Source organism: Limnohabitans sp. T6-5, from assembly GCF_003063315.1.
Taxonomy (GTDB): domain Bacteria; phylum Pseudomonadota; class Gammaproteobacteria; order Burkholderiales; family Burkholderiaceae_C; genus Limnohabitans_A.
In genome coordinates this window covers 1,134,782-1,150,529 of record NZ_NERV01000001.1, presented here as the reverse complement: position 1 = coordinate 1,150,529, position 15,748 = coordinate 1,134,782, and the positions used below count along the sequence as shown (strand labels likewise).

The following is a 15,748-nucleotide window of genomic DNA, read 5'->3' as shown; positions in this document are numbered from 1 at the left end:
GTGAGCTGGAATCAATCATGGCTGGCCTTGGGCCTGGCGACTGCAACATGGGCTACGCATGCCCTTGAAATCGTCTCCCTCTCTCCTCAAGGCGAAATTTCTCAGGTCCAGCAGGTTCAAATCAAATTTGACACAAGCGCCGTCCAATTTGGCGACCCCAAAGCCCCAGCCCCGGTCACGCTCCATTGTTCAGACGCACAAGTGAGTCAAGGCACGGGCAGATGGTTGAGTGACCGCTCATGGGTCTACGACTTCAGCACGACACTGCCCCCCGGTGTGCGTTGCCAGCTTCAAACCAAAGCGGGATTCAAATCCCCCCAGGGCGAAACCCTGACAGGCACGACCCGCTTCGCCTTCAACACAGGGGGGCCTTATGTGAAATACATTCAACCTCCAGGTTGGAACAACATCGATGAAGACCAGTTTTTCACCTTGCAACTCAATGGCCCTGCCAGCTTGCAAAGCCTGCAAAACAACGTCTGGTGCCAAGTTTCTGATCTGGGCGAAAAAGTCCCGATTCGGCTGCTGAATGACAAAGAACGACAGGCCTTGCTGCAAGCCCAGGGCCTCATCAAACAAGCCCAAGCCTCGCCCTTGAGCATCGTGACACTAGCCTGCAACCGCCGCCTCTCGCCTTCGGCCAAAGTTCAATTGGTGTTTGGCAAAGGCGTCTCTACGCCTGCGACCGCCCAAAGTGCGGGGGTGGCCAACTCGGTCGAAAAGCGTTTTGACTTTGAAGTGCGCGAGCCCTTTGCGGCCAGCTTCAACTGTGAACGGGAAAACGCCAAAGCCGCGTGTTTGCCGATCCGGCCCATGACGCTGAGCTTCAACGCCCCGGTGCCCATCAAACTCTTGCAGGGGATTCGACTGGTCCATGGCAAAGACAGCCTCAAGCCCGTGGTCGAAGCCTCGGGCGACGACAGCGCTGTGGCCGACAGCGTCAGCTTTGCCAGCCCATTGCCCGAGCAAACGGCACTGAGCGTCACCCTGCCCAAAGGTTTCCAGGACGCGTCCGGGCGCAGCCTTCGCAATGCAGACAGCTTTCCATTGCAAACCGCCACAGCAAGCATGCCACCCTTGGCTAAATTTGCAGCCTCACCCTTTGGCATTGTGGAGCGCCTGGCCGAACCCGACGGCACGGCCATGCTGCCGGTCACCCTGCGCAATGTAGAAGCCCAACTCAAGGTCAAAAGCCTGAACACGTCCACGGGCAAAGTCAGCACACTCAAGGCCGACACCGACGCGGACATCATTGCCTGGTTTCGCAAAGTTCAACACTACGACAACCACTGGATTTCTCGCCCACAAGCCCTCAAGGACACGGGGGGCAAAGTGCCCCCACCACTCGACAGCAACGACGCGGGCATGGTGCAGTCGCGCATGGTGTCTTTGCTGCAAAGCCAGGCACAAGCCAAAACCCTGAACTTGCCGCAGCCTGCAGCCCAAGACCCGCGCCCGTTTGAAGTCGTGGGCATTCCGCTGACCCCGGGCTTTCATGTGGTCGAAATCGCATCGCAAAAGCTGGGCAGCAGCTTGCTCGACGAGCGCCATGGCCCCCAACGAACCCTGTATGTGCGCACCTCGGCACTGGTCACCAACCTGGGGGTGCATTTCAAGCTGGGCCGCGAAAACGCCTTGGCCTGGGTCACCACGCTGGACAAAGGCCAACCCGTGGCAGGCGCCAAAGTGGCCGTCTCCGATTGCAGCGGCAAACCCCTGGCCCAGGGTGTCACCAACGCACAGGGCATGGTGACCCTGCTGGGCATTTCGCCACAAGCCCCCGCGTGTGGCCGTGGCCATGACGAGGACGGGTATCGGCAAGCCTATTTCGTGAGCGCACGCGCAACGCAAGCCCAGGCCGGCGGCAAAGGCACGGTGGAAGACCTCGCCTTCACCTGGAGCGACTGGAACCGGGGCATCGAGTCTTGGCGATTTGGCCTGCCCACAGACAACTCACCTCACCCCGATCAAATAGCCCACACAGTGTTTGACCGCATGCTTTTGCGAGCGGGCGAAACCGTGTCGATGAAACATGTCTTGCGTGAACAAAACAGCCAAGGCTTCGGGTTGCCCCAAGCGCGGCCTCAGACGCTGCGCATCACCCACATGGGCAGCGGTCAAAGCTACACACAAGCCCTGATGTGGCGAAAAACGGCCACCGGCGGCCTCAGTGCTGAAAACAGCTTTGCCATTCCTGCCGCGGCCAAATTGGGTGTCTATGAAGTGGCGCTGATCAACAACGCAGACCGGTCTTTTTCGACCGGCCAATTCCGCGTGGAAGAATTCCGCCTGCCCGTGCTGGAGGGTCGCATTGCACCGCAAGAGAACAAGCCTCTGGTCAACGTGAAAAACGTCCCCGTCGATGTGCAGATCAACTACCTCTCAGGCGGCCCCGCCGTGAACCTGCCGGTGCGCGTGTCGGCACTGGTGCGGCAAAAAAGCCTCTCCTTCAACGACTTCAGCGAATTCAGCTTCAACCCACCTCGCGGCACGCAAAACAAAACGCCCAATGAAGGCGACGATGAAAACGGCCCCAGCACCGATGCGCGTGTGGTGGCCGACAAACTGCCCCTGACACTGGGCAAAACCGGCGGCGGCAAGCTCACAGTCCAGCCCATCCCGGCCAGCCAACAGCCCCAGGATTTGCTGCTCGAAGCCACCTACGCCGACCCCAACGGTGAAATCCAAACCCTGCGCAGCACAAACACCCTGTGGCCCGCCGCGGTGGTGGCGGGCATCAAAACCGAAGGCTGGGTGTCCTCGCGCCAGAACATGAAGTTCCAGGCCCTGGCCCTGAACCTCTCAGGCAAAACACAAGAAGGCGTGGCACTCGATGTTCGAGCCACCGCACGCATCACCACCACCTCGCGCAAACGCATGATCGGTGGCTTCTACACCTATGACAACCAAACCAGCATCAAAGACCTGGGCAGTGTGTGCAGCGGCAAAAGCGATGCACGCGGCCTGCTGCTGTGCGACACCGCCATCAATGAGGCTGGCGAGATCGAATTGGTGGTGACCGCCAAAGACAGCAACGGCAACAGCATCCAGGCCGCCTCCAGCGTGTACGTGACACGCCAGGGTGAACTCTGGTTTGGCGGCGAAAACCACGACCGCATGGACTTGCTGCCCGAGAAAAAGAGCTACCAGCCTGGCGACATCGCCAAATTCCAGGTGCGCCTGCCGTTCCGCTTTGCCACCGCTTTGGTGACGGTGGAGCGCGAAGGCGTGATCCACACCGAAGTGGTGCAACTCAACGGCCAAGACCCGACGATTCAGCTCAAAATCCAGGACGGCTGGGGGCCCAATGTGTACGTGAGCGTGTTGGCGCTGCGCGGTCGCCTGCGCGAAGTGCCCTGGTACTCCTTCTTCACCTGGGGCTTCAAAGCACCGCGTGAATGGTGGACCTCCTTCTGGTACGAAGGACGCGAATACGTCGCCCCCACCGCCTTGGTGGACTTGAGCAAACCGGCCTACAGGCTGGGCGTGGCCGAAATCCAGATCGGCACCCAGGCGCATCAATTGCAAGTCAGCGTCAAAACCGACAAAGACAGCTACCCCGTTCGTGGCAAAGCGCAAGTCACCGTGCAAGTCAAACTGCCCAACGGCCAACCCGCCGCCCATGCCGAAATCGCGCTGGCCGCGGTGGACCAGGCCCTGCTTGAACTGATGCCCAACAGCAGCTGGAATCTGCTGGAAGCCATGATGCAACGCCGCAACTGGGGCGTGGACACCTCCACCGCGCAAATGGAAATCATTGGCCGCAGGCATTACGGGCGCAAAGCCGTGGCCCCGGGCGGTGGCGGTGGCCACAGCGGCGCACGCGAACTGCTGGAGACCTTGTTGCTGTGGCAACCCGCCGTCAAGCTGGACGCCCAGGGCCAAGCCCGCATCACCGTGCCGCTCAATGACGCACTCACCACCTTCAAGATCGTGGCCGTGGCCGACGCATCAACCGGCTTGTTTGGCACCGGCAGCGCCAGCATCCGCGCCACACAAGACCTGCAAATCATCAGCGGCTTGCCGCCCCTGGTGCGCGAGGACGACCAATACCGCGCGCAACTGACCCTGCGCAACACCACCCGGCAAGCCATGAAAGTGGTGGTGACGCCCCGCGCCACCCTGCTCGATTTGCCCGCCCAAACGGTGGACATTCCGGCGGGCGATGCGCGAGAAGTCGCCTGGTCAGTCACCGCCCCCGCACAACTGGCCAGCACGCGCAACGAAGCCATTTTGTGGGAGATCGAAGCCAAAGACACCCTCAGCGGCGCACGCGATGCGCTCAAGGCCAGCCAGCGCATCATCCCGGCCGTGTCCTTGACCGTGCAGCAAGCGACCTTGGTGCAACTCGACGGCCCCTTCAGTTTGAATGTGACACCGCCTGCAGACGCCTTGCCCGGCCGGGGCGGCTTGCGCATGGCCCTGCAGCCGCAACTGGCCGAAGGCCTGCCGGGTGTGAAAAACTGGTTCGCCCAATACCCGTTTGCCTGCCTGGAACAAAAAACCAGCAAATCGGTGGGCTTGCGTGACGGCAAACTCTGGCAAACCGTGGCGGCGCAAATTCCAAGCTACCTGGACAGCGACGGCCTGGCCAACTACTTTCCGCCACAAGGCGGCAACGCCAACACGGGCAGCGACACACTGACCGCCTACCTGCTGGCCGCCACCCACGAAGCGTCCAGCCTGAACCCCGCCTTTGCGCTGAGCGACGAAGTGCGCGCCCCCATGGAACGTGGCCTGATCGCCTTTGTGGAAGGCAAGCTCCAACGCGACGTCTGGAGCCCCCGGGGCACCGGCAAAGACCTCGATGTGCGCAAACTTGCCGCCATCGAAGCGCTGTCGCGCTACGGCAAAGCGCAAGCACGCATGCTGCAAAGCATCACCATTGCGCCCAACCAGTGGCCCACCCATGCCGTCCTTGACTGGCTGAACATCCTCAAGCGCGTGCAGGACGTGCCCGAGCGCAACAAACGCCTGACCGAAGCCACCCAGGTGCTGCGTGCGCGCATCAGCTACCAGGGCACCAAAATGATTTTCAGCACCGAAAAAGACGATTACTGGTGGTGGCTCATGCAAAACGGGGATGTGAACACCGCCAAACTGATCCTGGCCGTGATCGACGATCCCGCCTGGAAAGACGACATGGGCCGGCTGGCCAATGGCTTCATCGGACGCCAGAAAAACGGCGCTTGGTACACCACCACCGCCAACTTGTGGGGCGGTCTGGCGCTGGAAAAATTCTCGGCCAAATTTGAAGCCGTCACCGTCTCGGGCACCACCCAGGCCAAGCTGGGCACCGCCACGGCGGCCGTCGACTGGAGCAAAGTTGAACGCGTCAAACCGAATGACGTCCCGGGCGCATCGCAGGCGTTCAATCTTTTTGGCGCGCCCTTTGTGCCCGGCCAATTGCGCAACAACACCGCCTTTCTACCCTGGGCCAAAACCAGCAGCCAAGACAGCGCCGCCCATATCTTGAGCGTCACCCACCAAGGCCCCGGCAAACCCTGGATGACCTTGCAATCGGTGGCCGCTGTGGCCCTGAAGGCGCCGTTCTTTGCCGGTTATCAAATCAAAAAAACCATCACCCCCGTTGAACAGGCCAACAAAAACCTGCCCGCCAACACCTACACCCGGGGCGATGTGCTGCGGGTCACGCTCGAAGTCAACGGCAGCGCCGACATGAGCTGGGCCGTGGTCACCGACCCGATTCCTGGCGGCGGCACCATTCTGGGCAGCGGCATGGGCCGTGACAGCGAGATCGCCATCCAGGGCGAAAAAAGCGAAGGCGACGCCTGGGTGGCCTTTGAAGAGCGCAGCTTTGAATCCTTCCGCAGTTACTACCAGTTCCTGCCCAAGGGCAAGGTCAAAATGAGCTACACCTTCCGGCTGAACAACGTGGGCGAATTTTCATTGCCCCCCAGCCGCGTCGAAGCCATGTACGCCCCCGAAATGTTTGGCGAAACCCCCAACGCCAAACTCAAAGTGGAGGCGCCTCGGTGAATGGGCGCAAAGCCTGGGTGCGAGGCATCTGGCTGCTGTGTCTGCACACCTGCAGCCTGGCGGCCAGCTTTGAAGAGGTCAAAGCGGCGCACCAGCCCTCTGACACCGTGATCCTGGACCGTCAAGGCGACGTGTTGCACCGCCTGCGCACCGACAAACAGGCGCGGCGCGGCCCCTGGCGGGCATTGACCGACATCTCACCGGCCATGCGAACCGCGCTGGTGCTCTCCGAAGACAAACGCTTTTACGAACACAGCGGCGTGGACTGGCAAGCCGTCTCGGCGGCGGCCTGGGCCAATCTGTGGAACACCCGCACGCGGGGCGCATCCACCCTCACCATGCAACTGGCAGGCCTGCTGGACGAGGACTTGCGCCGCAGCAACGCGGGGCGCAGCGTGGTGCAAAAAATCGGCCAAACCATTTCCGCCCAAAGCCTGGAGCGCCAATGGCGCAAAGACCAAATCCTGGAGGCCTACCTCAACCTCGTGCCCTTTCGCGGCGAACTGGTCGGCATTGAAGCCCTGAGCCAAACCCTGTTTGGCAAAGCCGCACACGGCCTCAACCACCACGAAGCCGCCTTGGCCGTGGCCCTGGTGCGCGCCCCCAACGCCAAAGAGCGGCAAGTGGCCCTGCGCACCTGTCAAGTCCTCAAAAGCCTGCAAGCCCAAGCCGACTGCGAATTCATCGCCCCCTTTGTCAGCAACGCCCTGGCGCGACGCGACTATGCCGCAGACGAAGGCATCGCCCCCCATGTGGCCCGGCAAGTCGCCCCCACGCGCGGCCCCAGTGGCGCCAGCCAACGCATCACCACCACCTTGAGCGCACCCCTGCAACGCTTTGCCGTGCAAACCCTGCAAACCCATTTGCGCGAGCTGAGCGGACGGCATGTGCAAGACGGCGCATTGCTGGTGCTGGACAACGCCAGCGGCCAAGTGCGCGCTTGGGTCGGCTCATCCGGCCCCTTGAGCCAGGCCACCCAGGTCGATGCCGTGACCGCGCTGCGCCAGCCCGGCTCGACACTCAAGCCCTTTTTGTATGCGCAAGCCCTGGCCGAGCGGCGCATCACCGCCGCATCGCTGCTGGAAGACTCGCCCGCACAAATCCAGACCTCGGGCGGCCTGTACATTCCGCAAAACTACGACCACCACTTCAAAGGCTGGGTCAGCACCCGGACGGCGCTGGGCGCCTCGCTCAACGTGCCGGCCGTGCGCACCTTGGTCATGGTCAGCCCCGATGCCTTTCACAAACAACTTCGCAGGCTGGGCCTGCCCCTCCCGCAAAGCGGCGACTATTTCGGCTACAGCCTGGCCCTGGGCAGCGCCGAAGTGTCCTTGCTCGACTTGACCAACACCTACCGCACATTGGCCAACGGCGGACGCAGCAGCCCCACCACCCTGTTGCCGCCCAGCAATACTGCCCCGACTTTGACACCCGCCCCGCCCCCGGCACTGGACCCACGCGCCGCCTTCATCATCAGCGACATCCTCAGCGACCCATTGGCACGCGCCCGCACCTTTGGCACCGACAGCGTGCTGGCCACACGCTTTTGGACCGCCGTCAAAACCGGCACCAGCAAAGACATGCGCGACAACTGGGCAATCGGGTACTCACAACACTACACCGTGGGCGTGTGGGTGGGCAACGCCAGCGGCGCCCCCATGTGGGACGTGAGCGGCACCACAGGCGCAGCCCCCATCTGGGCCGCCACCATGAACTTTCTGCACAGCCAGCAAAGCAGCCAGGCCCCCCAAGCACCACCCGGCATGGTGCAACAAAGGGTGCAGTTTGAAGGACAAGCCCATGCCGAGGCCGCCCGACAAGAGTGGTTCATCACAGGCACAGAACAAGCCACTTTTGACACGGCCAGCCAGGACAAAAGCACCCTCGCCAATGTCGGGCGCATCACCTCGCCCACACACGGCAGCATCATCGCCCTGGACCCCGACATCCCGCCACAAAGGCAGCGCCTGACACTTCAAGCCCAAGGCCACAACCTGCGCTGGCTGCTTGACGGCAAAAAGCTGGCACAAGGCAACCAAGCGCTGTGGCTGCCCTGGCCCGGACGCCACACCTTGCAAATCACCGACGCCAAAGGCAAGGTGCTGGACGAAGTCAAGCTGGAAGTGCGCGGGGCGGGGGTCAAAAAGGGCACTCCAGCGTCTTCGCCTTAACGATCCGCACCCACAAAACCGGGGTATTTGTAGGAGCGACGCCCTCGTCGCGATCACCCTCGCAGACCACCACCCATCGCCCACAGGGGTGGGCTCCCACAAGGACAATAAACCATCGCCCACAGGGGTGGGGCTCCCATAAGGACAAAAACCATCGCCCACAGGGGTGGGCTCCTACAAAGGCAAAAACCATCGCCCACAAAGGTGCGTTCTTGCAAAAATACAGCCCTTGTCTTTTGCCCAAAAAACCTAAAAGGGCCGAATGCTTGGCCCTGGCCCGGTGGATTTTTTTGTAGCTGTCCATCAAGCGGTGGTGCCTGTCCAGCCCTTCCAGTTGCATGCTCGTGGGCGTGAGGCCAAAAAAGCGCACGCTGCCCTCCACCGAACCCATGACGGCGTCCATCCGGTCGTTGCCAAACATGCGCCGGAAGTTGACCGCGTAGTCATCCAGTTCCAGCTCATCATCGAGCAGCACTTCCAGCACCACGTTCAAGGCCTTGTAAAACAAGCCGCGCTCGACCGAGTTGTCGTTGTACTGAAGGAAGGCGCCCACCAATTCATGCGCTTGGTCAAACTGTTTCAAAGCCAGATGAATCAACAACTTCAACTCAAGCACCGTCAGCTGACCCCACTCTGTGTTTTCATCGAACTCGATGCCGATCAAGGTGGCAATGTCAGAGTACTCATCCAGCTCATTGTTTTCCAGGCGTTCCAGCAGGGCTGACAAGCTGGCATTGTCCAGGCGATGCAAATTCAGAATGTCGGCGCGAAACAGCAAGGCCTTGTTGGTGTTGTCCCAGATCAAATCTTCGATGGAGTACACCTCGGAATACCCAGGCACCAAAATCCGGCAGGCGATGGCACCCAACTGGTCATAGACCGCGGTGTAAACCTCTTTGCCCATGTCTTTGAGAATGCCCAACAAAGTGACCGCTTCCTCGGCATTGCTGTTTTCACCTTGGCCAGAAAAATCCCATTCCACAAATTCAAAATCTGCTTTGGCGCTGAAAAAGCGCCACGACACGATGCCGCTGGAATCGATGAAGTGCTCCACAAAGTTATTGGGCTCAGTGACCGCGTTGCTCTCAAACGTGGGCGGGGGCAAATCATTCAGGCCTTCAAAACTGCGGCCTTGCAGCAGCTCGGTCAGGCTGCGTTCCAGCGCCACCTCCAAGCTGGGGTGCGCGCCAAACGATGCAAAAACACCACCCGTGCGTGGGTTCATCAAGGTCACGCACATGACCGGGTAGGCCCCGCCCAGCGACGCGTCTTTCACCAGCACCGGAAAGCCTTGCTCTTCGAGGCCTTGAATGCCGGCCAGGATGCCGGGGTATTTGGCCAGCACATCTTGCGGCACATCTGGCAAACAGATTTCACCTTCGATGATTTCGCGTTTGACCGCCCGCTCAAAAATTTCGGACAGGCACTGCACCTGCGCTTCGGCCAGCGTGTTGCCCGCACTCATGCCATTGCTGACAAACAGGTTTTCAATCAGGTTGGAAGGGAAGTACACCACCTCGCCGTCCGAATGCCGCACATACGGCAGGCAACAGATGCCGCGCGCGGTGTTGCCGGAGTTGGTGTCCACCAGATGCGAGCCACGCAACTCGCCATCGGGGTTGTAAATGTTGCGGCAGTACGCGTCCAGAATTTCAGCGGGCAGCGCATCTTTTTTGCCCGGTTTGAACCAGCGCTCATTCGGGTAATGCACAAATGCAGCGTTGGCGATGTCTTCTCCCCAAAAGGCACCGGCGTAGAAATGGTTGTTGTTGAGCCGCTCAATGTATTCACCCAAGGCCGAGGCCAAGGCGCTTTCCTTGGTCGCGCCCTTGCCATTGGTAAAGCACATGGGCGAATGCGCGTCGCGGATGTGCAAGGACCACACATTGGGAATGATGTTGCGCCACGAAGCAATTTCAATCTTGATGCCCAAGCTGGCCAAAATGCCCGACATGTTGGCGATGGTTTGCTCGAGCGGTAGATCCTTGCCCGCAATAAACGTGTGGGAGTCAGCGCTGGGCTTGAGCGTCAGCAAAGACTGCGCATCGGCATCCAGGTTGTCGACTTCCTCGATGACAAACGTGGGGCCCGCTTGCACGACTTTTTTAACCGTGCAACGCTCAATCGATTTCAAAATCCCGCGCCGATCAACCTCTTCAATGTCGGACGGCAACTCCACCTGGATTTTAAAAATCTGCTGGTAGCGGTCCTCTGGATCGACGATGTTGTTTTGCGAAAGACGGATGTTTTCGGTCGGAATATTGCGCGTCACGCAGTACAGCTTGACAAAGTACGCTGCACACAAAGCCGATGAGGCCAAAAAATAATCGAACGGTCCCGGGGCCGAACCATCGCCCTTGTAACGGACAGGCTGATCAGCGACGACCGTGAAGTCATCGAATTTGGCTTCAAGACGAAGCTTGTCAAGAAAGTTGACTTTGATTTCCATGGCAGATTTTTCAAATGAAGAGGAATGGACCTACCACGGTGCAGTAGAGCGTTCGGAGGGGTGATTATCTCTGTATGGGAAATCGGCTTCGGGCGGGCTTGAGGGTCAGAGCGGGCCCAAAGAAACGCGCCGTTACAAGGCCCTATTGGTCCTGAAGCACCGACACAGTTGACGCTATGTGCTTGAATTTCCGATCTATTGATTCGGCCCTGAGAAATTTCAATGCTCAACGATGTTGTAGGTCGGCGGTCGAAGACCCCGACATGGGCCTGTGCCCAAACCCCTCATGTCGGACTCTGGGAGATGACATACCCCACACATTTCAAACTTCTGCGTGCCGGATCAATATTCTTCTTACAACCTCATGGTCTGGATATGTCCAACATCAGTAGTGTCCGGTTTATTTGATAGCCAACTCGCTGCAAGCGAGTAACGGCAAGGGTTTCAGAGGTTTCATGGGTGTCCACGATTTGAATTTTATTTTGCACACTAGGCATGCTCCAAGGGTTCAATCACCTGGAGATGCCCATGAACGCAGGCAAAACCTTGTTCGCGCAGGTCATGGACTTTGTGCCCTGGAAGACCTTTGGTCGCATCGTCGATCGCCATCGCGGCGATGCTGGGGTGCGCACGCTCAGTTGTACCGAGCTGTTTCGCATCATGGCGTTTGCCCAACTGACTTGGCGCGAGTCTTTGCGCGACATCGAAGCATGTTTGACGGCCAATCAGTCCAAACTTTTTCACATGGGCATGCGCCACATTCCTGCACGCTCGACGCTGGCCGATGCCCTGAACTCTCGCGACTGGCGTATTTACCATGCTCTGGCGATGCGATTGATCGACCGAGCCCGCAGACTGTATGCACAAGAACCCATGGGCGTGGATTTGGATGCCACCGTCTACGCCTTGGACTCCACCACCATCGACCTGTGTCTGGGTTTGTTCGACTGGGCACCGTTTCGCTCCACCAAGGCCGCTGTGAAGATGCACACCTTGCTGGACTTGCGCGGTGCAATTCCTGCCTTCATCCACATCAGCGACGGCAAGATGCACGATGTGCATGTGCTGGACATGCTGCCCATCGAGGCGGGCGCTTTCTACATCATGGACAGGGGCTATCTGGACTTCTCTCGCCTGTACACCATGCACCAGTGCGCCGCCTTCTTCTTCACCCGTGCCAAGAGCAATATGAACGCCCGGCGTGTGTACTCGGCCCCTGTAGACAGAACCACGGGCCTTGTCTGCGATCAGACCATTGCGCTCAATGGGCACTACGCCAGCAAGGACTACCCCGAGCACTTGCGGCGCATCAAGTTCAAGGACCCGCAGACGGCAAAGGTGTTGGTCTTTCTGACCAACAACATGACACTGCCAGCGTTGACCATCACAGCCCTGTACAAGAACCGTTGGCAGGTCGAGTTGTTCTTCAAATGGATCAAGCAGCATCTGCGAATCAAGAAGTTTTTGGGCACCAGCGAGAACGCAGTCAAGACGCAAATCTGGTGCGCCGTGGCCACTTACGTGCTGATTGCCGTTGTCAAGAAGGAGTTGCAATTGAAAGCCTCGCTCTACACTTTTCTACAGATTTTGTCGGTGTCTGTTTTCGAGAAAACCTCGATTTCATGCGCCTTGCAGAGCGATGCCTACACAAACGCAACACCGGACTGCGCTAAGCAGTTGAATTTGTTCACTTTTTAACCGGACACTACTGCATGTCGGACTCTTCGAGTGCAGACCTACGGGAATGCGGTGTTTTTGTAGGTCGGCGGTCGAAGACCCCGACATGTGCAAGCGGATCAGCCTGGTGCTGAATCAAAGTGGTGGGTCACCCATGTCGGACTCTTCGAGTGCCGACCTACGGGAATGTGGTGTTTTTGTAGGTCGGTGGTCGAAGACCCCGACATGTGCGCGGATCAGCCTGGTGCTGAATCAAAGTGGTGGGTCACCCATGTCGGACTCTTCGAGTGCCGACCTACGGGAATGCGGTGTTTTTGTAGGTCGGTGGTCGAAGACCCCGACATGTGCATGAATGCCCAGTGTCATTGAATCTGGCGCCATGGCGACACACCTGGGGCGTGCAGGTGCCAGACAGGGGGCAAGATGGCTGACTTGAACGCAGATGACGCCGGGTGGGGGCAACCAGTTCACGCAAGACGTGCCCCATGCGGCGTTTAAGCTGCCCTGATCTGAAACCCATGACGGCCCCTGCCATGCTGGACACGCAATCACTGCCCCATTATTTTTCTGCGGAACATGAGGAATATCGCGCTTCGCTGCGCGATTTTGTGGCCCTCGAAATCACGCCCCACGTTCATGACTGGGACGAAGCCGAGACCTTCCCTCGCGATCTGTACCAGCGCATTGCTCGCCTGGGCGTCTTGGGCATTGGTTATCCCGAAGCCCTGGGCGGCACACCGGCCGATCTCTTTTTCCACATCATCACGGCCGAAGAAATGGCGCGTTCGGGTAGCGGTGGCGTGTCGGCTTCGCTGCTCTCTCACACCATTGGCCTGCCCCCCATTGCCAATTACGGCAGCCAGGCCCTGCAGCAGCGCATCGTGCCTGCTGTACTGCGCGGTGAAAAAATTGCCGCACTGGCCGTGACCGAACCCGGCGGCGGCTCGGATGTGGCCGCGCTCAAAACCACGGCTGTGCTGGATGGTGACCACTATGTGGTCAACGGTGAAAAAGTCTTCATCACCTCGGGCATGCGGGCTGACTATTTCACGGTGGCGGTTCGCACCGACCCGGCCAACCAGGGCGCGGGCGGCATCTCGGCCCTGATGATCGAGGCTGACACCCCAGGCTTTACCCGCACGCCCTTTAAGAAGATGGGCTGGTGGTCTTCGGACACGGCGCAGCTGCGCTTTGACAACGTGCGTGTGCCGGTGGCGAACCTGCTGGGGGTAGAAAACCAGGGCTTCAAGGTGTTCATGAACAACTTCAACGCCGAGCGCCTGGGCATGTCGGCGCAGGCCTGCATGTTTGCCCAGGTGTGCCTGCAAGAAGCCACCGATTGGGCGCGTGAGCGCCAGACCTTTGGCCAGCCGCTGTCGCAGCGCCAAGTGATCCGCCACAAGCTGGTGGACATGGCCATGAAGATCGAGGCCGCCCGCAGTCTGGTGTACGAACTGGCCTGGCAGGTTGAGCACCGACAAGGTGACCCCGCACACTTGGTGGCGCGTACCTGCATGGCCAAAATTTTGTCCACGCAAGCCATGCAGTTTTGCGCCGATCAGGCCGTGCAAATTCTGGGCGGCATGGGTTTCATGCGCGGCACACGCTGCGAGCGCATTTACCGCGAGGTCAAGGTCATGATGATCGGTGGCGGCTCAGAAGAAATCATGAAAGACCTGGCTGCACGGCAGCTGGGCATTTGAGGCCAAGGACAAGCCATGACATCCCTCTGTGACGACCTGCTGGGTGAATACCGCGCTCTGGCCGATTTGTGCGACACCCTGACCCCCGCGCAGTGGCAGATGCGCACGGACTTTTATGACTGGACGCCTTGGGATGAAATCGCCCACCTGGCTTTTTTCGATGAAACCGCGCTGCAAGCCGTCACCGATGCGGCCGCATTTGCCAAGGACATGCCTTCGCTGGTCCGGGTGATGCTGCGGGGCGACCCGATCCGTGGGGTGGCGCGTGATCATTTTGGCGATCTGTCAGGGCCTGCTTTGTTGGCCTTGTGGCGTCAGCGACATGAAGCGCTGGTGGCGGCCCTGGCCCCGCTGGACCCCAAGGCGCGTCTGCCTTGGTATGGGCCGGACATGAGTGCCCGCTCTTTTGCCACGGCACGCCTGATGGAAACCTGGGCCCATGGCCAGGACATCTGGGACATGCTGGGCCGCACACGCGAACTCAGTCCTGGCCTGCGTCACATCGCCCATCTGGGGGTGACGACGTATGGCTGGACCTTTGTTAACCGGGGCTTGCCAGTGCCGCAACCTGTACCGCATGTGGACTTGGTGGCGCCCGATGGCAGCCATTGGACTTGGGGAGAGCCGTCTGCCACCGACTGCGTGACGGGGCCTGCCATGGACTTTGCCTTGCTGGTGACCCAGCGGCGTCACCGCGATGACACCGCTTTGCGTTGGGCGGGCGCAGGGGCCGAGCAGTGGACTTTGATCGCGCAATGTTTTGCCGGTCCACCTGCCGATGGCCCAGCGCGAGGGGTGCGTGGCCGCGCCCGCTGAGCCAGGGGGTGTGCCCCTGCCCGAAGACGGCATGGCGGGGCAGGCCCTGACGCTGGACCTGGCACCGGCCTTGGCCCCCCGCCTGGCGCAGCGTCTGGAAGGGCTGGGCGCGCAGGCCTTGGCCGAGTTGTCGTACAGCAACCTCTGGCTGTTTCGAAGGCCCCACCATTACCGCTACCACGCCGGACCCTGGCCTTGCATCAGCGGTCAGACCTACGATGGCCAAGCCCATGCCTTGCCCCTGTTTGATGTGCGTGACGCCCCGGCGGCTGTGCTGGACGGGCTGCTCAGCCGCTTTGGCTGTCTGTACCCGCTGAGTGAACGCGAGGCCCAGCACTTTGATCTGGCGCACTACCGTGTCGAGACCCAGCGCGATGATGCCGATTACCTTTATCCCGCAGAGCAATTTCGCCATTACCCCGGTCGCGTGCTGCAAAAAAAACGCAACCTCATGGCCCAGCTGCTGGCGCAGCACAGCGTGACGGCCCAGCCTTATGAACTGACGCTGCAAGGCGATGCCCTGCAGGTCTTGCAAGGCTGGTTGCAGGACAAAGACAAAGCCCCAGGCGCTGCCGATGACCTGCCCTGCCGCGAGGCGCTGGCGCTGGCGCCGCAGTTGGGCTTGTCAGGTTTTGTGTACTGGGCCGACGCGCAGCCCGCCGGTTTTTTGCTGGCCGAAGCGTTGCAGCCGGGCGTGGTGGTGGTGCGCTTTGCCAAGGCCCTGGTGAACTTCAAGGGCATGGCCCAGTACATGTTTCACCACTTTGCGCTGTCTGCGCCGGGGCCTGTGCAATGGCTCAACTTCGAGCAAGACATGGGGCTGGCCAATTTCCGGCGCACCAAGCTCAGCTACCAGCCTGCGCAAATGATCCAGAAGTGGCGCGTCAGCCAGTTCTCGCAAGAGTCGTGATGCCCCATTCACTATGCTTGTT

6 protein-coding genes and 1 pseudogene are annotated in these 15,748 nt (G+C 60.1%); 6 read left to right on the top strand and 1 reads right to left on the bottom strand.

All coding sequences use genetic code 11. The features are described 5' to 3' along the window. Together B9Z51_RS04940 and pbpC are read left to right on the top strand one after the other, a co-directional pair. Positions 1-6,000, top strand: coding sequence for an alpha-2-macroglobulin (locus B9Z51_RS04940; RefSeq protein WP_233254825.1), 6,000 nt, complete (start codon positions 1-3; stop codon positions 5,998-6,000). Then, positions 5,997-8,171, top strand: coding sequence for a penicillin-binding protein 1C (gene pbpC, locus B9Z51_RS04935; RefSeq protein ID WP_108372274.1), 2,175 nt, complete (start codon positions 5,997-5,999; stop codon positions 8,169-8,171). Before B9Z51_RS04940 ends, pbpC begins: the two co-directional genes overlap by 4 nt. 265 nt (positions 8,172-8,436) lie before the next feature. Here pbpC and B9Z51_RS04930 read toward each other — a convergent pair. Next, positions 8,437-10,620, bottom strand: a pseudogene (locus B9Z51_RS04930) (OsmC domain/YcaO domain-containing protein); the annotation flags it as partial. A 528-nt stretch (positions 10,621-11,148) separates the two neighbouring features. On the opposite strand from B9Z51_RS04930, the gene B9Z51_RS04925 reads away from it, so the two are divergent. From B9Z51_RS04925 to B9Z51_RS04910, 4 genes are all read left to right on the top strand, one after another. Then, positions 11,149-12,318 (top strand): IS4 family transposase, encoded by a 1,170-nt coding sequence (locus B9Z51_RS04925; protein WP_108372754.1) that lies wholly within the window; start codon positions 11,149-11,151, stop codon positions 12,316-12,318. 512 nt (positions 12,319-12,830) lie between these two features. Continuing rightward, positions 12,831-14,000 carry an acyl-CoA dehydrogenase family protein gene (locus B9Z51_RS04920; RefSeq protein WP_108372752.1) on the top strand — a complete coding sequence of 390 codons (1,170 nt, stop codon included), beginning with the start codon at positions 12,831-12,833 and terminating at the stop codon, positions 13,998-14,000. A gap of 15 nt (positions 14,001-14,015) precedes the next feature. Continuing rightward, entirely contained in the window at positions 14,016-14,816 is an 801-nt protein-coding gene (locus B9Z51_RS04915; protein WP_108372272.1) for a TIGR03084 family metal-binding protein, read from the top strand. Then, positions 14,800-15,726: a phosphatidylglycerol lysyltransferase domain-containing protein gene (locus B9Z51_RS04910; RefSeq protein WP_158272825.1), complete on the top strand. Its 927-nt coding sequence runs from the start codon at positions 14,800-14,802 to the stop codon at positions 15,724-15,726. The genes B9Z51_RS04915 and B9Z51_RS04910 overlap by 17 nt, the downstream gene beginning before the upstream one ends. Positions 15,727-15,748 lie beyond the last annotated feature (22 nt).